This window comes from Microbacterium tenebrionis (genome assembly GCF_020682665.1).
GTDB classification, from domain to species: Bacteria; Actinomycetota; Actinomycetes; order Actinomycetales; family Microbacteriaceae; genus Microbacterium; species Microbacterium tenebrionis.
Genome location: NZ_JAGTTM010000003.1, coordinates 189113 through 211470, shown reverse-complemented (window position 1 = coordinate 211470; position 22358 = coordinate 189113). Strand labels below are relative to the sequence as shown.

Here is a 22358-nt window from a genome sequence, read left to right as displayed (position 1 = left end):
TCCACGACCAGGAGCATCCCCCCACCGATGACCGTTCCCGTCTCACGCGGCCACAACCCGCTGCGCGATCCCGATGACCGCCGTCTCAACCGAATCGCAGGGCCCAGCGCGCTGGTGATCTTCGGTGTGACCGGCGATCTGTCCCGCAAGAAGCTCATGCCGGCCGTGTACGACCTCGCGAACCGGGGGCTGCTGCCCCCTGGTTTCGCGCTGGTCGGCTTCGCCCGACGCGACTGGGAGGACCAGGACTTCGCCCAGGTCGTCTACGAGGCCGTCAAGGAGCACGCGCGCACCGAGTTCCGCGAGGACACCTGGAAGCAGCTGCTCCAGGGCATCCGTTTCGTCTCAGGCGAGTTCGACAATCCGGAGTCGTTCGCGAAGCTCCGCGAAACCGTCGAGAAGCTCGACGTCGAACGCGGCACGATGGGCAATCACGCGTACTACCTGTCGATCCCGCCGAAGGCGTTCCCGCTCGTCGCGAAGCAGCTGAAGGAATCGGGGCTCGTCGGCGAGGATCGCGGCGAAGACCAGTGGCGCCGCGTCGTCATCGAGAAGCCGTTCGGTCACGACCTGGAGTCGGCCAGGGCCCTGAACGAGGCGCTCGAGGTCGCGTTCCCGGCGGACTCGATCTTCCGCATCGACCACTACCTCGGCAAGGAGACGGTTCAGAACATCCTCGCGCTGCGCTTCGCCAACGCGCTGTACGAGCCGATCTGGAACCGCAACTACGTCGACCACGTGCAGATCACGATGGCCGAGGACATCGGCGTCGGCGGCCGCGCCGGCTACTACGACGGCATCGGCGCCGCCCGCGATGTCATCCAGAACCACCTGCTCCAGCTGCTCGCGCTCACCGCGATGGAGGAGCCCATCAGCCTCTCCGCCGAGAACCTGCGCGCGGAGAAGGAGAAGGTGCTCGCCGCCGTCACGCTGCCCGAGGACCTGTCGACCGCGACGGCTCGCGGACAGTACGCAGGCGGCTGGCAGGGCGGCCAGAAGGTGGTCGGCTTCCTCGAAGAGGACGGGATGAACCCCGAGTCCATCACCGAGACGTACGCCGCGATCAAGCTCGAGATCGCCAATCGCCGCTGGGCCGGCGTGCCGTTCTACCTGCGCAGCGGCAAGCGCCTGGGCCGGCGCGTCACCGAGATCGCCGTGGTGTTCAACCGGGCGCCCGAGCACCTGTTCGGCCGCGGGAACGCCGCTGAGCTCGGCAAGAACGCTCTGGTGATCCGCGTCCAGCCCGATGAGGGCGTGACGATCCGCTTCGGGTCGAAGGTCCCCGGCCCCGGCACCAACGTCCGCGATGTGACGATGGACTTCGGCTACGGCCACGCCTTCACCGAGGCGAGTCCCGAGGCGTACGAGCGGCTGATCCTCGACGTGCTGCTGGGCGACCCGCCGTTGTTCCCCCGCCATGAGGAGGTGGAGCTGAGCTGGAAGATCCTCGACCCGGTGGAGGAGCACTGGGCCGCGCAGGGCGGACCGCTCGAGCAGTACGCCCCCGGCTCCTGGGGCCCGGTATCCGCCGACGCCCTCCTTGCCCGCGACGGACGAGTCTGGAGACGACCGTGATCATCGACCTTCCCGACACGACCGTCAGCCAGGTCGCCAAGCAGCTCGTCAAGGTGCGCGAAGAGGGCGGCGCCGTCGCTCTCGGCCGCGTGCTCACCCTCGTCATCTCGGCGCGCAACGGCGTCGCAGAGGCGGCGATCGACGCTGCCAACGATGCCTCGCGCGAGCATCCGATGCGCGTGATCGTGCTGACCACCGGCGAGGGCGAGGCGCACCTCGACGCGCAGATCCGCATCGGCGGGGACGCGGGTGCGAGCGAGGTCATCGTCCTCCAGGCCTATGGGGATGCCGCGAGCAACGAGGAGAGCCTGATCACCGGGCTTCTCCTGCCCGACGCCCCTGTGGTCGCCTGGTGGCCCGATGAGGCGCCGTCCGACCCCGCTTCGTCGCCGCTGGGGCGCATCGCCCAGCGTCGCATCACGGATGCTGCGACGACGCCCGATGTCCGCGACCGGCTGGCCCTGCGCGGCCGGACGCACGCGCCCGGCGACACGGATCTCGCATGGACGCGGCTCACGCGCTGGCGAGAGCAACTGGCCGCGGTGCTCGACCAGCCGCCGTTCGAGTCCGTCACGGCGGTCGAGGTGCGCGGCGCGGCGGACTCCCCGTCGACCGCGCTGCTCGCGGCCTGGCTGAAGCTCGCGCTCCAGGTGCCCGTGCACTGGGTGTACGAGTCGCCGTCGGCCTGGTCGGACGGCATCAAGTCGGTGCGACTCACGCGTGCCTCCGGCGACATCCTCCTCGAGCGTCCTGTGCCCGGTGTCGCTGTGCTGACGCAGCCGGGTCAGCCCGACCACGACCTCGTGCTTCCCCGGCGCACGCTGCGGGAGTGCCTGGCCGAGGAGTTGCGGCGTCTGGACCCCGACGTGCTCTACGGCCGGGTCATCACCGAGGGTTGGGAGCAGCTCGAGCCGCCCGAGACGGTAGCGTAAGGTGCATGGAAGCATCGTCCGCCGACAAGGTCGTCGTCATCGAGCAGACCTCGGCAGCCGTGGTCGCGCGGGTCGCCGATCGTTTCCTCACACGGGTGAAGACGCGCACCCGCAACGGTAGGATCGCCCACGTCGCGCTCAGCGGCGGCACCACGGGCGCCGCCGTGCTGCAGGCCGTCGCCGAGCACCCGAAGACCCCGCAGATCGACTGGTCGCTGGTGCACTTCTGGTGGGGCGACGAGAGGTTCGTCGCGCACGACGACGATGACCGCAACGCCGTGCAGTCCCGCCGGGCGCTGCTCGATCACATCGAGGTGCCCGCCGGGAACGTGCACGAGGTCGCTGCATCCGACAGCGGGCTCACGCTCGACGAGGCGGCGGCCGCGTACGCGGCCGAGCTCGCCCGCTTCGGCGGGGAGGGCGAGGCGTGGCCGTCGTTCGCCGTGTGCTTCCTCGGAGTCGGTGCGGACGGTCACATCGCCTCCCTGTTCCCCGACCGCGCGGAGGTGACGGCGACGGATGCCGCGGTGCTCCCCGTCCGCGACTCCCCCAAGTCGCCCGCCGAGCGCGTCACCCTCACGCGCCCCGTGCTGAACGCGTCCAAGCGCGTGTGGCTGGTGCTGACGGGAGCCGACAAGGCATCGGCGCTGGGCCTGGCGCTGGCCGGCGCGAGCTACACGAACGTGCCCGTGGCAGGGGCGAAGGGCCGCAAGCGCACGGTGTTCTTCGTGGACGAGGCCGCGGCCGCCGAGGTCCCGGAGGACCTCATCGATCAGGCCTACTGAGCGTCAGCGCCCGATCCCTGGGCCCGTCGAGGGGTCGCCCGCTTCGCCGTCGCTGCCGCGCGTGATGCCGAGCTCCTGACTCTCGCTGAGCACCTGCGGGTGGTAGCGCGCGAGTCCGACGACGCCCCACACCGCGACCGCGCCTATGGCGACGAAGGCGATGAGCGCCCACACCGGTGCCGCAGCGGCCTCGCCCAGAACGAGGATGCCGATGACGACGGCGACGATCGGGTCGACGACGGTGAGGCCGGCGATCACCAGGTCGGGCGGGCCGGAGCTGTACGCCGTCTGCACGAAGTAGGCGCCGACAGCGGCTGCCGCGACCAGCGCTATCACGCAGACGAGCGTGAGCCAGTCGAAGTTCTCCGCCTGCAGGCGCTTGATGATGACCTTGGCGAGCGTGGCGACGAAGCCGTACAGAACGCCCGCTCCGATCACGTAGAACAGCGCGCGCATGCGGTGGCGCAGGATCAGCCAGCACGCGCCGAGGACGATGATCACGACGAGCAGCGTCGTGAGGATCACGAACAGGTTCTCGGTCGTGACGTCCTTCTCCGTGGCGAAGATCGCGGCGAGGAAGACGAACAGGAAGATCCCGCCGACGCAGGCAAAGATCGAGGTCAACGAGCGCCTGGTCGGCGTGTGTCCGGAGACGCGGGCGTTGAGGAGCGTCGTGATCACGAGGGCGATCGCGCCGAGCGGCTGCACGACGATGAGGGGCGCGATCGCGAGCGCGGACAACTGGCAGACGATCGCGAGCCCGAGCATGAGCGTGCCGAGGATCCAGGACGGGCGGGTGAGCAGCCCCTTGATCTGATCGAAGCTGAGCCCGCTCGTGCCGGCAGAGCCGCTCAGGCGCTCCACCTTGGTGACGCCGCGGTGCTGGTACTGCGCTCCGAGAGACATGAAGACGGCACCGGCGAGAGCCAGCGGGATGCCGAGCAGCAGTGCCGGGTTCTGGAACGCCCCGACCAGCTGATCGCTGACCTCCTCCACCGACATCCACACCCCCGCGCTCACAGTAGAACCTTACCCGGCGATGCGAGGCCAGTAGGGTTGTGGCGTGGCTGTTCTACCGATTCGCATCATGGGCGATCCTGTCCTGCACTCCCCTGCATCCGAGGTCGAGGAGATCACCGACGAGATCCGCACGCTCGTCGCCGACATGTTCGAGACGATGGATGCCGCTCCGGGCGTCGGCCTCGCGGCCCCGCAGGTCGGTCAGCCGCTCCGCATCTACACCTACTCGTACGTCGACGACGAGGACAACCCGTGGCGCGGTGCGATCATCAACCCCGTGCTGTGGATGTCGCCTCCGGAGCCCGGCGCTCCGGACCCCGACGAGGAGTCCGAGGGCTGCCTGTCGTTCCCCGGTGAGCGCTTCGCGCTGCGACGCGCCGACCGCGTACTGGTCACCGGCATCGACCTGGACGGTGCGGACGTGCGCATCGAGGTCGACGGCTGGAGGGCGCGCATCATGCAGCACGAGTTCGACCACCTCGACGGCATCCTGTACGTCGATCGGCTGTCCGACGGCGACTGGAAGATCGTGCAGAAGATCGCCCGCAAGCGCGGCTGGGGGCGTCCGGGCGCCAGCTGGACGCCCGGAATCGACGACCTCGAGGGGTAGGCTGTGCACGGGCGATTCACAGCTTCGTCCGTCACACACTCCGGAGGGGATCGATCATGAAGATGCGCACCAAGCGCTCACTGGCGCTCGCAGGCTCTGCCATGGCGCTGAGCCTCGCGCTCACCGGCTGCAGCGCACTCAGCGGAATCCTGGGCGGCGGCGACGCACAGCGCGATGATGACGGCAACGTCACCGAGGGGGCGAACATCGACGTCTTCTCCCTCAAGGTCGGCGACTGCATGCCCGCCACCGACACCACCGGCGAGATCACCGATCTCGACGTCGTGCCCTGCTCGGAGCCGCACACCGACGAGGTGTTCTACGAGTTCGAGCTGGAGGATGGCGACCTGCCGAGCGACGACGAGATCATGGCCGCGGTCGAGGCCGAGTGCGTTCCGGCGTTCGCGGACTTCGTCGGCGTGGAGTGGGCGGATTCGACCCTCGACTTCTGGTGGATCACCCCGACCGAGGAGACCTGGACGCAGGCCAACGACCGGATCGTCCAGTGCGTCATCTACAAGCCCGACCCCGAGGACGCCACGGGCCAGACCCAGCTCGAGGTCACCGGGTCGCTGAAGGATGCCGCGGTCTGATCCGACCCGAGGAATGCAGAAGGCCCCGTCATGGTGACGGGGCCTTCTGCATTGGCTCCCCGGCTTGGACTCGAACCAAGAACCTGCCGGTTAACAGCCGGCTGCTCTGCCAATTGAGCTACCGAGGAATGTGCTCCGCTGCGCGGGGCAACTCCACTAGCTTAGCAAACTCCGAACCGTGCTCGTGACATCGGCGGCCCCGGTCGGGCGTGTCCGCTCGCGCTCACCCGGCACGCGAATCCGCCTCCGCGTTCGGCACCCACAGGAGGTCCTTGCCGACGCCTCTGGCGACGACGTGACCGCCCTTGAGCCTGAGCGTCTCGGCATCGAGTTCACGGATGAACGCCGCGTCGTTGGTGACGAGCAGAGCACCCATCCCGTGCTCCTTGCGTCGCCGGGTGATCGCGTCGAAGACGACAGGGCGCACCTCGAGGTCGAGGTTCGCCAGAGGCTCGTCGGCGATGAGCACCCGCGGCTCGAGCACGAACGCCCGGGCGATCGCGACGCGCTGGCGCATCCCGGCGCTGAGCTCGTAGGGGAATTTCGCCGCCACGCCCAGCGGCAGGTGCAGCTCGTCGAGCAGGGTCGCGATGCGGATCGACAGCGCCCTGCTGTTCACGCGCTTCTCGCGGATGAGGATGGGCTCGGCGATCACATCGCTGACGGTGAGCGTCGGAGGCAGGTTCGCACCGGCGCCCTGCGGGATGTATCCGGTGAGGTAGGTGAGCTCACGGTGCCTGCGGCCGGGCTTGCGGACGTTCACGCCGCAGACCTCGGCGCTGCCGCCGGCGATCCGCACCGATGGGTCGGTGGATCCGGCGAGTGCCGCCACCAGAGTGGACTTGCCCGAGCCCGTCGGGCCGGCGACGCAGATGAGCTCTCCTGGAGGGAGCGCGAAGGTGACACCGTCGACGGCGCGCGTGGGTGCGCTGTGCCCGATCCTGTCGATGACGAGATCTGAGCAGTCGATCAGATGGTCCGGGGCGGGATGGCGAGCCATCCCCCCATCCTCCCCTACGACTCGGCGAAGCGCTGACGTTCGGCGTCGATGTCGCGCAACCGCATGCGCAGCGCACGCCCGCCGTCGGAGTCCGCCGGCACCCGCTGGATCGCACCGAGCAGCTCGTGCTTCTCGCGCTCCAGCCCACGCACGATCATGCGGCGCGACAGATCCGCTGTCGATGCGACGGCGCCCGCCTCATCCTTCGCGGGGAACGGACTCATCAAGAGCTCCCCCGCCAGGGCGCGATACGGTTCGCGGACGCTGTTGACCGCATCCATGGCCCAGCCGACCCGCGTGCGGTCGGGCACGGCGGCGATCGTCTCGCGAATCGCCTCGAGCGCCGGATGCCGGAAGGGCGCCTCCAGCGCTCGCGCCAGCATCGACTGATCCACCTGATGGCCGTACTGCAGCGCACCCATGATCATGCCGCGCTCGACGGCGACGTCAGCGGTCCGCGGCAGGCTCACCAGCGTCACCGTCGGCACCGCCGGTGCGTCCGTCTGCTCGCGCGGAGACTCCTGCTTGGCCTTCGCCGCGCCGGCGCCGCGCGCGGCGCGTTCGACCTCGGCGTGCACCTCGGTGGGGTCCATGCCCAGCCGGCGCGCGAGCACGCGCTCGTAGCCGGGCCGCAGGAGCCGATCCCGGATCTCCGCCACGATCGGGGCCGCTGCGCGCAGCGCTCCGACCTGCCCCTCGACGGTCGCGAGGTCGAAGCCCTGGAGTTTGCGATCGATCGCGAACTCGAACATCGGCACCTTCGCGTCCATGAGGCCTCGGACGGCGGCATCCCCGCGCTGCAGGCGCAGGTCGCACGGGTCAAGACCGTCCGGCGCGACGGCGACGAAGGTCTGGGCGTTGAAGCGGTCGTCCTCGCTGAAGGCCCGCAGCGCGGCCTTCTGACCGGCCTCGTCGCCGTCGAACGTGAAGACGACCTCACCCGAGCTGGAGTCATCGCCCATCACACGGCGCAGCACCTTGATGTGCTCGGCGCCGAATGCCGTGCCGCACGTCGCGATCGCCGTGGTGACCCCGGCGAGGTGGCAGGCCATGACGTCGGTGTACCCCTCGACCACGACCGCGCGACGGGGTTCGCCGCGCGAGATATCGCGCTTGGCGAGGTCGAGTCCGTAGAGCACCTGCGCCTTCTTGTAGATGATCGTCTCGGGTGTGTTCAGGTACTTCGGGCCCTGGTCGTCGTCGTAGAGCTTGCGGGCACCGAACCCGATCGTCTGCCCCGTGACGTCGCGGATCGGCCAGACGAGCCGGCCGCGGAACCGGTCGTACACCCCGCGTTGGCCCTGCGAGACGACGCCCGCGCCGAGCAGCTCATCGCGGCTGAATCCCTGCGCGGTGAGGGCCTTCAGCATCCCATCCCAGCCGCGCGGGGCGTACCCGACGCCGAAGTGGGCTGCGGCCCCGGCGTCGAAGCCACGCTCCCCGAGAAAGCGCCGAGCGGTCTCGGCCTCGGCAGTGAGCAACTGGCCGCGGAAGAATTCCGCAGCCGCCGTGTTCGCGGCATACAGCCGGCTGCGGCCGCTCGTCTCGGGCGCCGCACCGCCGTCTTCGTAGTGCAGCGTGTAGCCCAGGCGCCCGGCGAGGCGCTCGACGGCCTCGGTGAAGCTCACGTGGTCCATGGCGCGCAGGAACGAGTAGACATCGCCCGACTCGCCGCATCCGAAGCAGTGGTAGTACCCCACCTGCGGGCGCACGTGGAAGCTCGGGCTCTTCTCGTCGTGGAACGGGCACAGGCCCTTCATCGATCCGACGCCGGCCGACTTCAGGGCGACGCGTTCTCCGACGATATCGGCGATGTTCGTGCGCGACTTGACCTCGTCGACGTCGGCTTGACGGATGCGGGGCATCAGTGCGCCCCTTCGACCAGCCGAACCGGCGCGTGCGGGTGCGGGCGGGATCCCGAGCGCGCCGTGCGCGGCGTCCAGATCCCGACCTCGGCCGGATCGATGTCACCGACGAGTCTGCTGTGCCAGTCCAGCGCCGTCTGATCCGTGAGGCTCGCGATCTGGTCGACGACCACCCTGGCGCGTTCGGCATCCGTCTCGGCGGCGACGAAATCGGCCGCGAAGGCCGGTTCGAGCACATCGGCGCCCGCGTTCCACAGGGCGTCCGTCGACCAGAGGGCGTCCGCGAGGCGCCGCAGCACCCGGCGCTGCTCCTTGTACACGCCCTTGCGGGCATCGATCGTGACGATCGCCTGTCCCATGATGCCCTTGAGCACCGCGATCTCGGCCTCGACGACGCGCGGCACGACGACGTGCGCGTTGTAGCGGACCAGCGACGGCCCGGGGTACGCCTCGCGGGTCGCGGTCACCGCGGCCCGCGCGAAGCGGCCGATCAGGTCGCTCGTGAGGTTCTTCAGCCGGGCGAGATCCTGCCGGGAGCGGTCGAACGACTTCAGCCACATCGGCTGCCGGGTGAGGCGGTACAGGCTGTCCTCGAGCTCTTCGCGGGTGAAGTCGTAGCCGACCCACTGCTGGATGCGGCTGACCAGCGCGTGGTGCTCGCCGGGGTCGGAGAGCTGGGCGACGTCGAGGTAGCCGTTGACGATGGCGTCCTCGAAGTCGTGCACCGAGTAGCCGATGTCGTCGGAGAGATCCATGATCTCGGCCTCGATGCAGCGCAGACGCCCCGGGGCGCCATCGCGCATCCAGCGGAACACCGCCTCGTCCTCCGGATAGACGCCGAACTTGAGCCTGCCGCCGGGGTCGGGCACCGGGCTGTCGACGGTCCACGGATACTTGCAGGTGGCGTCGAGGCTCGCCCTGGTGAGGTTCAGGCCGACGGAATGGCCGTCGTCGTCGAGGACCTTCGCCTCGAGCCGGGTGAGGATGCGCAGCGACTGCGCATTGCCCTCGAACCCGCCGATGGGCTCGGCCCACTCGTTGAGCGCCCGCTCGCCATTGTGGCCGAACGGCGGGTGACCGAGGTCGTGGCTGAGGCACGCGGTGTCGACGACGTCCGCCGAGACGCCGAGGGCGGCGGCGAGTTCGCGGCCGACCTGTGCGACTTCGAGCGAATGGGTCAGCCTGTTGCGGGCGAAGTCCGCGGTGCTGGCGGGGCTCAGCACCTGAGTCTTCGCCGCGAGGCGCCGAAGAGCCGCGGAGTGCAGCACCCGTGCGCGGTCGCGCGCGAAGTCGTCGCGCTCGGATCGGTGGGTCTGGGTGAAGAATCGCTCGGCGTCGTGCGCGCTGTAGCCCTCAACCGCCACTGTTCTCGATCTCCGCACCTCGCAGCATCTCACCGGTCTCGGCCGCGACCTCGCGCGACTCCAGCCACCGCTCCGGCAGCGCCGGACGCTTGGGCCTGCCGGCACGTCCTCGCTGTCCCTCGGCATCCGCTCCCGGGTAGGGGGCGTTCCGGTCGAGCTGGCCGAGCAGTTCGTCGATGTGCGCGAGGCTCTGCGCCGTGGCTAGGCCCGTGCGGATGTCGCTGCCGACCGGGTAGCCCTTGAAGTACCACGCCACGTGCTTGCGGATGTCGCGGCATCCGTGGTCCTCGTCGTCGAAGAAGTCGACGAGGAGCTCTGCGTGCCGGCGGAACGCGTCGGCGACGAATCCGAGGGTGGCATCGACCGGGTGCGCCTCGGCGCCGAAGGCCGTCGCGAGATCTCCGAACAGCCAGGGCCGACCGAGGCATCCGCGTCCGACGACGACGCCGTCGCAGTCGGTCTCGGCCATCATGCGCACCGCATCGTCGGCCGACCAGATGTCGCCGTTGCCGAGCACCGGGATGCTGGTGACCGCCTGCTTGAGCTCGCCGATGGCGCTCCAGTCGGCGTGCCCCGAGTAGAACTCGCTCGCCGTCCTGGCGTGCAGCGCGACGGCTGCGGCCCCGGCGTCCTCGGCCGCGCGGCCGGCGTCGAGGAACGTGAGGTGATCAGGGTCGATGCCCTTGCGCATCTTCACGGTGAGCGGCAGGGGACCCGCGGCCTTCACAGCCTGGTCGACGATGTCGGCGAACAGATTCGTCTTCCACGGCAGCGCCGCTCCCCCGCCCTTGCGGGTGACCTTGGGGACGGGGCATCCGAAGTTCAGGTCGATGTGGTCTGCGTGGTCCTCGGCGACGATGATGCGGACTGCTTCGGCGATCGTCGCAGGATCCACGCCGTACAGCTGGATCGACCGCGGGGTCTCGGACTCGTGGTGGCGGATGAGACGCATCGTCGTGTCGTTGCGCTCGACGAGGGCCCGCGAGGTGATCATCTCGCTGACATAGAGGCCGGCGCCGTACTCGCGGCAGAGGCGCCGGAACGCCGTGTTCGTGATGCCCGCCATGGGTGCGAGGACGACCGGCACGTCGAGTTCGATCGGGCCGATCTTCAGGGCGCGGGCGGGGGCTGCGGCAATAGTCATTTCCAGACCATTCTCCCATCCTCGCGGCGCCCGGCGCCGCATGGCGGACGTAGTCTGTGGATATGACGGAATCCTCTGCTCCCGACACCGCTGTTCCTGAAGTCAACGTGCGCCAGATCCCGTTCACGGATGCTGACGGATCCGAGAAGACTCTCGACGACCTCGGCGCCGACGTCGTGCTCGTCGTCAACGTCGCATCCAGGTGCGGTCTGACGCCGCAGTACGAGCAGCTCGAGCAGCTGCAGCGGACGTACGGCGAACGCGGATTCAGCGTCGTCGGCTTCCCGTGCAACCAGTTCATGGGCCAGGAGCCGGGATCGATGGAGCAGATCCAGGAGTTCTGCTCGACGACCTACGGGGTGACGTTCCCGCTGGGCGACAAGGTGAAGGTGAACGGGCGGGGCGCCGTCGACCTGTACAAGACGCTCAAGCAGACACCCGACGCCGGCGGCAAGGCCGGACGTGTGGAGTGGAACTTCGAGAAGTTCCTCGTGCTGCCCGACGGCCAGGTCAAGCGCTTCCGCCCGAAGCAGAAGCCGGACGCCCCCGAGATCGTCTCGGCGATCGAGGGCGCCCTGGCTCGCTGACGCTCGTCAGCCCGCCGGCTGCTCCTCGGCGGGCGCGCCGCGCTTGGACCACAGGTCGCGGAGGACGTTCGCGAACGCCTCCGGCGGCTGGGCGCCGGAGATGCCGTACTGCCCGTCGATGACGAAGAACGGCACACCCTGGATGCCGTAGGCGCGGGCCTGCGCCTGATCCTGACGCACAGCGGGCAGATGCTTGTCGTTCTCGAGCGCATCGCGGGTGGCGTCGGCATCGAGCCCCACCTCGGCCGCGAGCTCGACGAGGTCGTCGATGCGGCCGACGTGCTTGCCCTCGGTGAAGTATGCGGACATCAGCCGCTCCTCCATCTCGTGCTGCAGCCCCTCGGCCTTGGCGTGGTGGAGCAGTTCGTGCGCCTTCACCGTGTTCGTGTGCTTGAGCAGGTCGAAGCGGTACTCGAGGCCGGCGTTCTTGGCGACGTTCGTGACGTTGTCGAGCATCTGCGCGACCTGCTCGCGCGGCATGCCCTTGTGCCCGGCGAGGAAGTCGAGTTCGTCGCCGTCGAAGTCGACGGGGGTGTCGGGCGAGAGCTCGAAGGAGTGGAAGGTGATGTCGACTTGCGGGGCGTCGTCGTCGGATGCTGTGGACGCGAGTCCCGCTTCGAGATTGCGCTTGCCGATGTAGCACCACGGGCAGGCGATGTCGGACCAGATGTCGATGGAGATGGGTTCGCTCACAACAGATGCAACGCTCGCGCAGGTGCGACGTATTCCGTTGATAGCATCTTCGGATGCTCACCGCCGATGATCCGCTGCCGTTCCGGCCCGAGCGGGTGCTGATCGCCGGCGTCACCGGATCGGGCAAGACCACCCTCGCCCGCCGCGTCGCCGCGCAGTGGGACCTCGCCCATCACGAGATCGATGCGCTGCACCACGGACCAAACTGGACACCGCGACCCTCTTTTCTGGACGACGTGCGGGCCTTCGCCGCCACCGACCGCTGGGTCACCGAGTGGCAGTACACGTCCAAGGGCACCGATGAGATCATGACACCGCGGGCGCAGCTCGGGATCTGGCTGGACTATCCGTGGCGGATCGTGCGGACGCGGCTGCTGCGCCGTACGTTCAGCCGCAGCATCCTGCGCACCGAGATGTACAACGGCAACGTCGAGAAGCCGATCTGGGACTGGTTCAAGAAAGACCAGGACGAGACGATCCTCCAGTGGCAGACCAAGACCCGCCACAAGTGGGATGAGCGGATGCCGCAGGTCGAGAACGAGTTCCCGCACCTGACGATCGTGCGCCTGCGGCACCCGCGTGAGACGGAGCGCTGGCTGAAAGCCCTTCGACGGGCTCAGGGAGCGGAAGCGGGGTCCGGGGCGTCCACCGCGCCGCCGAAACGGCGGTCGCGCGACAGGTAGATCTCGATCGCCCGCCACAGCTCCTCGCGCGAGAAGTCCGGCCACAGCGTGTCGAGGAACACCATCTCGGCGTACGCCGACTGCCAGAGCAGGAAGTTCGAGGTGCGCTGCTCACCCGACGACCGCAGGAACAGATCGACGTCCGGCATCTCGGGGACGTACAGGTTGCGGCGGATCATCTTCTCGCTGATGGCGTTCGGCTTCAGGCGCCCCGCGGCAACCTCACCCGCCAGAGAGCGCATGGCGTCGACGAGCTCGACCCGCCCGCCGTAGTTCACGCACATGGTCAGCGTCAGCACGTCGTTGCCCGCGGTGAGCTTCTCGGCGTGCTGCAGCTCCTTGATGACCGATCCCCACAGCCGCGGCTTGCGTCCCGCCCAGCGCACGCGCACGCCCCACTCGTTGAGCTGATCGCGGCGGCGATGCAGCACGTCGCGGTTGTATCCCATGAGGAAGCGGACCTCCTCCGGGGAGCGCGCCCAGTTCTCGGTCGAGAAGGCGTAGACGGACAGATGCTTGACGCCCGCCTGGATGGCGCCGGCGACGACATCGAGCAGCACCTCCTCGCCCGCCTTGTGCCCCTGAATGCGCGTGAGTCCACGCCTGTTCGCCCAGCGCCCGTTCCCGTCCATCACGATCGCGACGTGCTCCGGCACCTTCGGGAACTTCGGCGGGTACACGCCCGTCCAGTCCAGCGGGCGGTATGCCACCGCATCCTTGTGCGTGTACGGCTTCGGGCTCAACGGGTTCCCTCCCGGTCGGATCCGACGTGCGCGAGCGAGCGGATGCCGCGCTCGAGGTGGAACTGCGTGTACGCCGACACGAGGCCGGATGCGGCCGCCGTGTCGGCTGCGGGCGCAGCATCCACGGCATCCCAGTCGCCGCGGATCAGCGCGCGCAGCAGCGCCAGTGTCGACTCGGCGACCCGCGGCGCACCGGCGGCCGCGCAGTCGCCGCACACCAGTCCCCCCAGCTGCACGACGAAGTTCCGGTGGGGTCCGGGGGCTGCGCACCGGGCGCAGTCCTCCAAAGCCGGCGCCCAGCCCGACAGCGCCATCACGCGCAGCAGGTAGGAGTCCAGGATGCTGCGCGCGTCGTGCTCGCCGCGCGACAGAGCCCTCAGCCCTCCGACGAGCAGCAGGTACTGCTCCGGTGTCGCCTCGGCATCGCTCAGACGGTCTGCGGTCTCCACCATCGCGCTGGCCGAGGTAAACCGCTCGTAATGCGCGGCGATCTCGCTGCCGTAGGCGCCGAGCGACTCGGCCTGCTGGACGATGTCGAGCGAGCGCCCCTGGTACAGCTGCACGTCCGCCACCATGAACGGCTCGAGCCGCGAGCCGAACTTCGACGACGTGCGCCGCACGCCCTTCGCGACCGCACGGATCTTGCCGTTGCGGCGCGAGAGCATGGTGACGATGCGATCCGCCTCACCGAGCTTGTGGGTGCGCAGGATCACCGCTTCGTCTCGATAGGTGGGCACCCCTCGATTATCCTCCGCCTGGCGGACACCCGGGGCTCACACGGCGGCGAGCTGCTGCTCCCGGGTGCGGATCGCACGGTTCACGCCCGACACGATCGCCTTGAGCGACGCGGTCGAGATGTCGCCGTCGATGCCGACGCCCCAGAGGCGCTGGTCGTCGACCTGCAGCTCGACGTAGGCTGCCGCCTGCGCGTCGCCGCCGGCGCTGAGAGCATGCTCGACGTAGTCGTACAGGGTGATGTCGAAGCCCTGGCCGCGGAGCACCTCGATGAACGCGGCGATCGGGCCGTTGCCCTGGGCCGTGACGCTGTGCTGGTCGTCGCCGTCGCGGACGACCACGTCGAGTGCGACGTCGCCGGACATGTCGCTGCGCGTCTGCGTGGCCAGCAGCTCGAACCGGCCCCACTTGGCGTCGACGTCCTCGGCGGGGAGGTACTCGTCGTGGAAGATCGACCAGATCTGGTCGCTCGTGACCTCGCCGCCCTCACTGTCGGTCTTGGACTGCACGACGCCCGAGAACTCGATCTGGAGCTTCCGGGGCAGGTCGATCGCGTGGTCGGTCTTGAGCAGGTACGCGACACCGCCCTTGCCGGACTGCGAGTTCACGCGGATGACCGCCTCATACGAGCGGCCCAGGTCCTTCGGGTCGACGGGCAGGTACGGCACGGCCCATTCGATCTCGTCGACGGTCGTCCCCTCGACGGCCGCGCGAGCCTCCATGGCCTCGAAGCCCTTCTTGATGGCGTCCTGGTGTGATCCGCTGAAGGCCGTGAACACGAGGTCGCCCGCCCAGGGGCTGCGCTCGGGAACGGGCAGCTGGTTGCAGTACTCGACCGTGCGCTTGACCTGGTCGATGTCGCTGAAGTCGATCTGCGGGTCGATGCCCTGCGTGAACAGGTTGACGCCCAGGGCGACCAGGTCGACGTTGCCGGTGCGCTCGCCGTTGCCGAACAGGCATCCCTCGATGCGGTCCGCGCCTGCCATGTACCCGAGCTCGGCGGCGGCCACGGCTGTGCCGCGGTCGTTGTGCGGGTGCAGCGACAGGATGATGTTCTCGCGGTGGTTCAGGTGGCGACCCATCCACTCGATCGAGTCGGCGTAGACGTTCGGCGTCGCCATCTCGACGGTCGCCGGCAGGTTGATGATCACCTTGCGGTCGGGCGTCGGCTCGAAGATCTCGATCACCTGGTTGCAGATGTCGACGGCGAACTCCAGCTCGGTGCCGGTGTACGACTCGGGCGAGTACTCGTAGTACACCTCGGTGCCCGGCACCGTCTTCTCGTACTTCCTGCACAGCCGCGCGCCTTCGAGGGCGATGTCGATGATGCCCTGCTTGTCGGTGCGGAACACGACGTCGCGCTGCAGGATGCTCGTCGAGTTGTACAGGTGCACGATGGCCTGCTTGGCCCCGGCGATCGCCTCGTAGGTGCGCTCGATCAGGTGCTCGCGCGCCTGCGTCAGCACCTGGATGGTCACGTCGTCGGGGATGAGGTCGTCTTCGATCAGCTGGCGCACGAAGTCGAAGTCGGTCTGGCTCGCCGACGGGAAGCCGACCTCGATCTCCTTGTAACCCATGCCGACGAGCAGTTCGAACATGACCCGCTTGCGCTCGGGGGACATCGGGTCGATGAGGGCCTGGTTGCCGTCGCGCAGGTCGACCGCGCACCAGCGAGGCGCTTCGGTGATGCGCTGGGCGGGCCACGTGCGGTCGGGCAGGTCGACGGCGATCTGCTCATGGAACGGCCGGTACTTGTGAATCGGCATCGCGGACGGGCGCTGGTGGTTCTTCATGATGGGCTTCTTCTCTACATCTCGGATCTGAATGATCGGGCCAGCACAAGCGCCGCGACGAGGGAGGCCCTAGTTTGAGGACTCGTCGCGGCAGCTAAGAAGAAGCAGACCGCCGAAGCGCATGGACTGATCGTAACAGGGTCGAATGCCGTCGCGCACACCGGTCCGAAAGCGTATCCGCGACGCAGCTCACGGAATCAGGGCGATCTTGCCGCCCGGGTGCCCCGCCGCGACGACGCGCAGCGCCTCGCGCGCATCGGCGAGTGGATATGTGCCCGCCATGGGCACGACGAGGTCTCCTCTCGCGGCGAGTCCGACGAGCTCCGCACGCACCTCGTCGCGGAATCGGGTGCTCTCCGGCTGCGAACCGACGATCCACGAGAACCCCTCCGCCTGGGCACGCCCTGCCGCCGCGATCGTCACGATGCGCGAGCGGTCGTGCACGAGGTCGAGCGAAACATCCACCGCCTCGTCGGTGCCGACCGCGTCGAGCGCCGCGGCAATCGGTCCTTCCGCGATTGCGCGCACGCGGTCCGCTAAGCTGTCGCCGTAGACGACGGGGATGCCGCCGAATCGACTGACCTCGCCTGATCGGGCCTCGCTCGCAGTGCCGACGACGCGGATGCCGCGCAGCGCCGCCTGCTGCAGCACGCTGACCCCGACGGCCCCGGACGCGCCGTGCAGGAGGATCGTCTCACCTTCGGCTGCTCGCGTCACGGCCAGCATCTGCGCGGCTGTGGTTCCGGCGAGCAGGAGGTTCGCCGCCTCAGGATGCGTCAGACGCGCCGGCTTGCGGAAGGCCTTCTCGGCAGGGATCGTGACCTCATCGGCGTATCCGCCCCGCACGCGGAACGCCAGCACCTCGTCGCCGATCGCGACGGCGCCCGAGCCGATGCGCGTGCCGGGTCCGACCGCCGTGACGACGCCGGAGATCTCGTAGCCGATCGGCACGGGCAGCTGCATCCCCGCGCGCGGAGCGGCAACGTGCTTGGCATCCGCCGGGTTCACCCCGGCCGCGTGCACGCGGACCGTGATCTCTCCGGCATCCGGTACCGGTGGTTCGTACTCGAGGAGCTCCCACTGCTCGGGGCTCCCCCACTGCGTCGCGACCCAGTGCACCGCCATGTCAGAAGCCCAGGCGACCCAGCTGCTTCGGGTCGCGCTGCCATTCCTTGGCGACCTTGACGTGGAGCCCCAGGAACACCCGGGTGCCGAGCAGCTCCTCGATCCCGACGCGGGCGCGCTTGCCGACATCGGCGAGCCGCGAGCCCTTGCGACCGATGATGATCGCCTTCTGGCTGTCCCGCTCGACGATGATCGAGGCGTGCACGTCGGTCAGGTCGCTGTCCTCGCGGGGCGCGACATCGTCGACGACGACCGCGATCGAGTGCGGCAGCTCGTCGCGCACGCCGTCGAGGGCTGCCTCGCGGATCATCTCGGCGATGCGGTCCTCGACGGACTCGTCCGTGACGACGCCATCCGGGTAGAGCGCGGGGCCCTCGGGCATGAGGGCGAGCATCTCGTCGGTGAGGATGTCGAGCTGGTCGCGGGTGAGCGCCGAGAGCGGGATGACGGCGGCCCAGTCCTCGCGCAGAGCGTCGACCTCGATGAGGCGCTCGGTGATCTGGTCACGCTCGGCGACGTCCGTCTTCGTGACGATCGCGATCTTCTTCGCACGGGGGTAGCCGTCGAGGGACGCCGCGATCCGCCGGTCGCCCGGGCCGATCTTCTCGGTCGCGGGCACGCAGAATCCGATCACGTCGACGTCTCCGAGCACCTGCTCGACGAGGTCGTTGAGCCGCTCACCCAGTAGCGTTCGCGGCTTGTGGATGCCGGGTGTGTCGACGATGACCAGCTGACCGGTGGGCCGGTTCAGAATGCCGCGGATCGCGCGCCGGGTCGTCTGCGGCTTCTCGCTCGTGATGGCGATCTTCTCGCCGACGAGAGCGTTCGTGAGCGTCGACTTGCCGACGTTGGGGCGCCCGACGAAGGTCGCGAACCCGCTGCGGAACGATTCAGTCATCCTGGGTCTCCTCTGGTGCCGCGGCCCGCTCGACGAACACGGTGGCGATGCCGCGCCCGCGACCGCGCGAGGCGCCGCCGGTGAGCACGAGACCGTCGATCGTCGCGGTGTCGCCCGGTTGCGGGATTCGATCGACGGCCTTGCCGAGCAGTCCGCCGATCGAATCGACGTCCTCGTCGTCGAGCTCGATGCCGAACAGGTCGCCGACGTCGTCGAGCGAGAGCCCGGCGCTCACGCGGTAGCGCCCGCCTCCCAGGTCGACGACCTCGGCGGCGGCGTGGTCGTACTCGTCGGAGATCTCCCCGACGAGCTCCTCGATGAGGTCCTCGAGCGTCACCAGACCAGAGATCCCGCCGTGCTCGTCGACCACGAGGCACACGTGCACGGCATCCCGCTTCATCTGCTGAAGCAGGGTCTCGGCTCGCATGGACTCGGGCACGAAGGTCGCCGGCCGAGCGATCGGGCGGATGGGTGCGGCACGCCACGCCTGCTCGTCGCGGTAGGCGAATTGCACGAGATCCTTCAGGTACAGCATGCCGACGACGTCGTCGGCGTCGTCGTCCACCACCGGCGCGCGCGAGATTCCGCGCTGGAGGAACAGCGACATGGCCTCGTCGGTCGTCGCCTCGGCGTCAACCGTCACCATTTCGGTGCGCGGCACCATGATGGCGCGCACGAACTGGTCGGTGAAGTCGAACACGGAGTGGATGAGGTCGCGGTCGTCCTCTTCGATGAGGTCGTTGGATGCCGCCTCATCGACCATGCTCAGCAGCTGGTCCTCGCTCGTGAACGAGCTGCGGCCGGTGCCGGGTGTCACCTTGTCACCGAGGACGACCAGGCCCTGGGCGAGCGGCCCGAGGATGATGCGCACGCCGCGGACGATCGACGCCGTCCCCCGGATCATGCTCTCGGAGCGCTGTCGGCCGAATGCGCGGGGACTCGCGCCGACGAGCACGAACGTGATCCCTGTCATGAGGACTGCTGCGGCGAGCATCGCCCACCAGATGTTGTCGAAGAGCAAGGTGAAGGCGACCGTCACGAGCACGGCTGCGGTCACTTCGACGATGACGCGGATGAACGAGACCGCGTTGACGTGCGCGTCAAGGTCGTCGCCGATACGGCCCAGCGCCGTCGCGTTGCGACCGTTCGACGCCATGTCGGCGAGGTCGGCGCGCGAGGTCACACTGTATGCGGCTTCGATGGCGGCCATGAGGCCGCCGAACGCCACCAGGAGGACCGCGGCGATCAGCAGGAGGATCTCGGTCATCGGCTGCGTTCAGCGCGCGCGAAGCCGCTGATCAGCTCCTTCTGCAACCCGAACATCTCACGCTCCTCGTCGGGCTCTGCGTGGTCGAAGCCGAGCAGGTGCAGCAGCCCGTGCGTGGTGAGCAGGATCAGCTCGTCCATCAGGGAGTGTCCGGCTGCCTGCGCCTGCGTCTCGGCGACCTGCGGGCACAGGACGATGTCTCCGAGCAGACCCGGAGCGGTCGGACGGTCCTCGGTGCCGGGGCGCAGCTCGTCCATGGGGAAGCTCAGCACGTCGGTCGGGCCCGGCTCGTCCATCCACTGGACGTGCAGCGCCTCCATCGCGCCCTCGTCGACGAGGACGATCGCAACCTCGGCATCCGCGCTGACGTGCAATTGCGCGAGGTTGAAGTCGGTCAGCCGCTGCAGCACCGTCTCATCGACGGCGATCGCGGACTCGTTGTTGATCTCGATCATGATGAGTGTCCTCGTCTGGGCATGCGATCGCGGGGTCCGGGGCGCTGACCGGAGCGGCGTTCGGCCCGATTGGCGAACTCCGAAGCCTGTTCGCGTTCATGGCGGGCAGCGGTGCGCTGCTCGTCGTACTCGCTGTACGCGTCGACGATGCGGCCGACGAGTGAGTGGCGGACGACGTCCTCGCTCGTGAGGCGGGCGAAGTGGATGTCGTCGATGTCCTTGAGGACGCGAGTCACCAGACGCAGGCCCGACGCGCCCTGGGGCAGGTCGACCTGGGTGATGTCGCCGGTGACGACCATCTTCGTGCCGAATCCGAGGCGCGTGAGGAACATCTTCATCTGCTCGGGCGTGGTGTTCTGCGCCTCGTCGAGCACGACGAAGGAGTCGTTGAGCGTTCGCCCGCGCATGTACGCCAGCGGGGCGACCTCGATGGTCCCCGTCGCCATCAGGCGCGGGACGATCTCGGGGTCCATCATCTCGTTGAGCGCGTCGTAGAGCGGTCGCAGATACGGGTCGATCTTGTCGGTCAGCGTGCCGGGCAGAAAGCCCAGCCGCTCCCCCGCCTCGACGGCAGGGCGCGTGAGGATGATGCGCTCGACCTCTTTACGCTGCAGGGCCTGGACGGCCTTTGCCATCGCCAGGTAGGTCTTTCCTGTTCCCGCCGGGCCGATGCCGAACACGATCGTGCTCTCGTCGATCGCGTCGACGTACTCCTTCTGACCGGGTGTCTTCGGGCGGATGACCTTGCCCCTGGTCGACAGGATCGCCTCGCCGAGCACCTCGCTCGGGCGCGGACCGCCCTCATGGCGGAGCATCCGCGCCGAGGTCTCGACGTCGGACGGCGCGAGATCCGCACCCTCGCGCGTGATCGTGATGAGTTCATCGACCAGCGCCTTCGCGTCGGCGACGAGGACGGGCTCGCCGGTCAGCGTGATCTCGTTTCCGCGGACGAGCACCTCGACGTGCGGATGCTGCTTCTCGAGCATGCGCAGCAGACGGTCCTGCGGACCGAGCAGCTGCACCATGGCGACGCCGTCCGCGTAGATGCGCTCTGTCACGGACGGGGTGGTCGAATCGTCAGAAGCCAACGAGCTTGTTCTCCTCGAGATTGCCGAGCACATGGGCGTGCACGTGGAAGACGGACTGAGCGACGCTGGGTCCGTTGTTGAAGATCAGACGATACTCGCCGTTCGCGTGCTCGGCGGCGATCTGCTTCGCGACAGCCACCATGTCCGCCAGCAGCCCAGGGTCTCCGGCGGCGAGCTCGGTGACGTCGCGGTACTGCTCGGTCTTCGGGATGACGAGCATGTGCAACGGAGCCTGCGGATTGATGTCGCGGATCGCGAAGACCGTGCCGGTGTCGACCACGATCTCACCGGGGATCTCGCCGGTGCGGATGCGAGTGAAGATCGACGGTTCGGTCATGCTCTCAGTCTACGTGGACGAATGTCTCCCGGGCCGGCGGCCTTCAGGCGCGCGCCGCGCCGCGGCATCCACAGACCTCTCCTCAGCCTCCACAGACCTCTCCTCAGCATCCACAGACCTCTCGGCAGCGACGAAACCCCCTCGCAACGACGTGAATCAGGTGAGGTCTCGTAGGCAACGAGAGGTCTCTGGATGCGGGAACCGGGATGCGGGAACCGGGATGCGGGAACCGGGATGCGGGAACCGGGATGCGGGAACCGGGATGCGGGAACCGGGATGCGGGAACCGGGATGCTGGAACCGGGATGCTGGGCCCGGCAGCCGCGCCGAACCGGACTACCAGCGGCCGAGGGCGACGGAGAGGACGGCGATGGCTGCCGGGCCGGCCGTCGACGTGCGCAGCACCGTCTCGCCCAGACGCACGCGTTCTGCCCCTGCCGCCTCGAAGGCGGCCAGCTCCTCGGGCGAGATCCCGCCCTCGGGACCGACGACGAGCACCAGGTCGCGATCGTCTGCGGCGAGGTGCGACAGCGGAGTCGTCGCCGCCGGATCGAGCACCAGCATCCGCGCGCCCTCGGAGCGGGCGATCAGCTGAGCGGTCGACGCGGGCTCGGCGACGGCGGGCACCCACGGCCGGTGCGCCTGCTTGGCCGCCTCGCGGACGATCGTCGCCCAGCGCTCGCGGCCCTTCACAGCCTTCGGGCCCTCCCAACGCGAGACGCTGCGGGATGCCTGCCAGGGCATGACCTCGTCGACGCCGAGTTCGCACGCGGCCTGCACCGCGAGCTCGTCGCGATCGCCCTTCGCGAGCGCCTGCGCGAGGATCAGTCTCACTGGCGGCGCCTCCGTCGCCGAACGCCCGGTGATCAGGACGTCGACGCGGGAGGGCGACGCATTCCGCACCTCGCCCTCGAGCCAAACGCCGCGTCCGTCGCCGAGCGTGACCGACTCCCCCACGCGCACTCGCCGGACGACGGCCGCGTGCTTCGCCTCGGCACCCATCAGCTCCACGATGTCGCCGACGGCGGCGCCGGCGCAACTCTCGACGAGGAAGTGCAGGGCCATGG

23 protein-coding genes and 1 tRNA gene are annotated in these 22358 nt (G+C 68.9%); 7 read left to right on the top strand and 17 right to left on the bottom strand.

The window, feature by feature from the left end; genetic code table 11:
- Nucleotides 1–27 precede the first annotated feature (27 nt).
- From zwf to pgl, 3 genes are read left to right on the top strand one after another with little or no spacing between them, the layout of a single operon-like run.
- On the top strand, nucleotides 28–1575 hold the full coding sequence (zwf, locus tag KEC56_RS10145) for a glucose-6-phosphate dehydrogenase (RefSeq protein ID WP_227530861.1): 1548 nt from the start codon (nucleotides 28–30) through the stop codon (nucleotides 1573–1575).
- A complete protein-coding gene (locus KEC56_RS10140; protein ID WP_227530860.1) occupies nucleotides 1572–2507 on the top strand; it encodes a glucose-6-phosphate dehydrogenase assembly protein OpcA in 936 nt (311 codons plus the stop codon). Before zwf ends, KEC56_RS10140 begins: the two co-directional genes overlap by 4 nt.
- A gap of 5 nt (nucleotides 2508–2512) precedes the next feature.
- Nucleotides 2513–3292, top strand: coding sequence for a 6-phosphogluconolactonase (pgl, locus tag KEC56_RS10135; RefSeq protein WP_227530859.1), 780 nt, complete (start codon nucleotides 2513–2515; stop codon nucleotides 3290–3292).
- 3 nt (nucleotides 3293–3295) lie between these two features.
- On the opposite strand, the gene KEC56_RS10130 is transcribed toward pgl, so the two are convergent.
- On the bottom strand, nucleotides 3296–4294 hold the full coding sequence (locus tag KEC56_RS10130) for a DMT family transporter (protein WP_227530955.1): 999 nt from the start codon (nucleotides 4292–4294) through the stop codon (nucleotides 3296–3298).
- Nucleotides 4295–4355: 61 nt separating this feature from the next.
- On the opposite strand from KEC56_RS10130, the gene def reads away from it, so the two are divergent.
- Entirely contained in the window at nucleotides 4356–4922 is a 567-nt protein-coding gene (gene def / locus KEC56_RS10125; protein ID WP_227530858.1) for a peptide deformylase, read from the top strand.
- Between the two features lie 56 nt (nucleotides 4923–4978).
- On the top strand, nucleotides 4979–5515 hold the full coding sequence (locus tag KEC56_RS10120) for a septum formation family protein (RefSeq protein ID WP_227530857.1): 537 nt from the start codon (nucleotides 4979–4981) through the stop codon (nucleotides 5513–5515).
- A 52-nt stretch (nucleotides 5516–5567) separates the two neighbouring features.
- Here the strand turns inward: KEC56_RS10120 and KEC56_RS10115 are convergent.
- The 5 genes from KEC56_RS10115 to dusB all read right to left on the bottom strand — a co-directional run bounded on the left by KEC56_RS10115 (nucleotide 5568) and on the right by dusB (nucleotide 10888).
- Nucleotides 5568–5643, bottom strand: a tRNA-Asn gene (locus KEC56_RS10115).
- A 95-nt stretch (nucleotides 5644–5738) separates the two neighbouring features.
- Nucleotides 5739–6515 carry an ATP-binding cassette domain-containing protein gene (locus KEC56_RS10110; RefSeq protein WP_227530856.1) on the bottom strand — a complete coding sequence of 259 codons (777 nt, stop codon included), beginning with the start codon at nucleotides 6513–6515 and terminating at the stop codon, nucleotides 5739–5741.
- Nucleotides 6516–6529: 14 nt separating this feature from the next.
- A complete protein-coding gene (gene dnaG / locus KEC56_RS10105; RefSeq protein WP_227530855.1) occupies nucleotides 6530–8380 on the bottom strand; it encodes a DNA primase in 1851 nt (616 codons plus the stop codon).
- Nucleotides 8380–9744: a deoxyguanosinetriphosphate triphosphohydrolase gene (locus KEC56_RS10100; RefSeq protein ID WP_227530854.1), complete on the bottom strand. Its 1365-nt coding sequence runs from the start codon at nucleotides 9742–9744 to the stop codon at nucleotides 8380–8382. Before KEC56_RS10100 ends, dnaG begins: the two co-directional genes overlap by 1 nt.
- Nucleotides 9734–10888 (bottom strand): tRNA dihydrouridine synthase DusB, encoded by a 1155-nt coding sequence (gene dusB, locus KEC56_RS10095; RefSeq protein WP_227530853.1) that lies wholly within the window; start codon nucleotides 10886–10888, stop codon nucleotides 9734–9736. Before dusB ends, KEC56_RS10100 begins: the two co-directional genes overlap by 11 nt.
- A 62-nt stretch (nucleotides 10889–10950) precedes the next feature.
- Between dusB and KEC56_RS10090 the strand changes: the two genes are divergently transcribed.
- Complete coding sequence (locus tag KEC56_RS10090) at nucleotides 10951–11475, top strand: glutathione peroxidase (protein ID WP_227530852.1); 525 nt, start codon at nucleotides 10951–10953, stop codon at nucleotides 11473–11475.
- Between the two features lie 6 nt (nucleotides 11476–11481).
- Here the strand turns inward: KEC56_RS10090 and KEC56_RS10085 are convergent, their stop codons facing one another.
- The gene (locus KEC56_RS10085; RefSeq protein ID WP_227530851.1) at nucleotides 11482–12168 is read right to left on the bottom strand and encodes a DsbA family oxidoreductase; all 687 of its coding nucleotides are present in this window, start codon (nucleotides 12166–12168) and stop codon (nucleotides 11482–11484) included.
- 53 nt (nucleotides 12169–12221) lie between these two features.
- On the opposite strand from KEC56_RS10085, the gene KEC56_RS10080 reads away from it, so the two are divergent.
- Nucleotides 12222–12851: a P-loop NTPase family protein gene (locus KEC56_RS10080; RefSeq protein ID WP_227530850.1), complete on the top strand. Its 630-nt coding sequence runs from the start codon at nucleotides 12222–12224 to the stop codon at nucleotides 12849–12851.
- Here KEC56_RS10080 and KEC56_RS10075 read toward each other — a convergent pair.
- The 10 genes from KEC56_RS10075 to KEC56_RS10030 all read right to left on the bottom strand — a co-directional run bounded on the left by KEC56_RS10075 (nucleotide 12785) and on the right by KEC56_RS10030 (nucleotide 22356).
- Nucleotides 12785–13594 carry an isoprenyl transferase gene (locus KEC56_RS10075; protein WP_227530849.1) on the bottom strand — a complete coding sequence of 270 codons (810 nt, stop codon included), beginning with the start codon at nucleotides 13592–13594 and terminating at the stop codon, nucleotides 12785–12787. The genes KEC56_RS10080 and KEC56_RS10075 overlap by 67 nt on opposite strands.
- Entirely contained in the window at nucleotides 13591–14331 is a 741-nt protein-coding gene (gene recO / locus KEC56_RS10070; protein ID WP_227530848.1) for a DNA repair protein RecO, read from the bottom strand. The genes KEC56_RS10075 and recO overlap by 4 nt, the downstream gene beginning before the upstream one ends.
- Nucleotides 14332–14367: 36 nt before the next feature.
- A complete protein-coding gene (gene leuA / locus KEC56_RS10065) occupies nucleotides 14368–16122 on the bottom strand; it encodes a 2-isopropylmalate synthase (protein WP_175988193.1) in 1755 nt (584 codons plus the stop codon).
- 189 nt (nucleotides 16123–16311) lie between these two features.
- A complete protein-coding gene (locus KEC56_RS10060) occupies nucleotides 16312–17247 on the bottom strand; it encodes an NADP-dependent oxidoreductase (RefSeq protein ID WP_227530847.1) in 936 nt (311 codons plus the stop codon).
- A 1-nt stretch (nucleotide 17248) separates the two neighbouring features.
- The gene (gene era / locus KEC56_RS10055) at nucleotides 17249–18145 is read right to left on the bottom strand and encodes a GTPase Era (protein WP_175988189.1); all 897 of its coding nucleotides are present in this window, start codon (nucleotides 18143–18145) and stop codon (nucleotides 17249–17251) included.
- Nucleotides 18138–19412 (bottom strand): hemolysin family protein, encoded by a 1275-nt coding sequence (locus tag KEC56_RS10050; protein ID WP_175988187.1) that lies wholly within the window; start codon nucleotides 19410–19412, stop codon nucleotides 18138–18140. The genes era and KEC56_RS10050 overlap by 8 nt, the downstream gene beginning before the upstream one ends.
- Complete coding sequence (gene ybeY, locus KEC56_RS10045) at nucleotides 19409–19870, bottom strand: rRNA maturation RNase YbeY (protein WP_175988311.1); 462 nt, start codon at nucleotides 19868–19870, stop codon at nucleotides 19409–19411. Before ybeY ends, KEC56_RS10050 begins: the two co-directional genes overlap by 4 nt.
- Nucleotides 19864–20892 carry a PhoH family protein gene (locus KEC56_RS10040; RefSeq protein ID WP_227530954.1) on the bottom strand — a complete coding sequence of 343 codons (1029 nt, stop codon included), beginning with the start codon at nucleotides 20890–20892 and terminating at the stop codon, nucleotides 19864–19866. The genes ybeY and KEC56_RS10040 overlap by 7 nt, the downstream gene beginning before the upstream one ends.
- A 52-nt stretch (nucleotides 20893–20944) precedes the next feature.
- Nucleotides 20945–21292 (bottom strand): HIT domain-containing protein, encoded by a 348-nt coding sequence (locus KEC56_RS10035; protein WP_227530846.1) that lies wholly within the window; start codon nucleotides 21290–21292, stop codon nucleotides 20945–20947.
- A gap of 335 nt (nucleotides 21293–21627) precedes the next feature.
- Nucleotides 21628–22356 (bottom strand): 16S rRNA (uracil(1498)-N(3))-methyltransferase, encoded by a 729-nt coding sequence (locus KEC56_RS10030; RefSeq protein WP_227530845.1) that lies wholly within the window; start codon nucleotides 22354–22356, stop codon nucleotides 21628–21630.
- Nucleotides 22357–22358 lie beyond the last annotated feature (2 nt).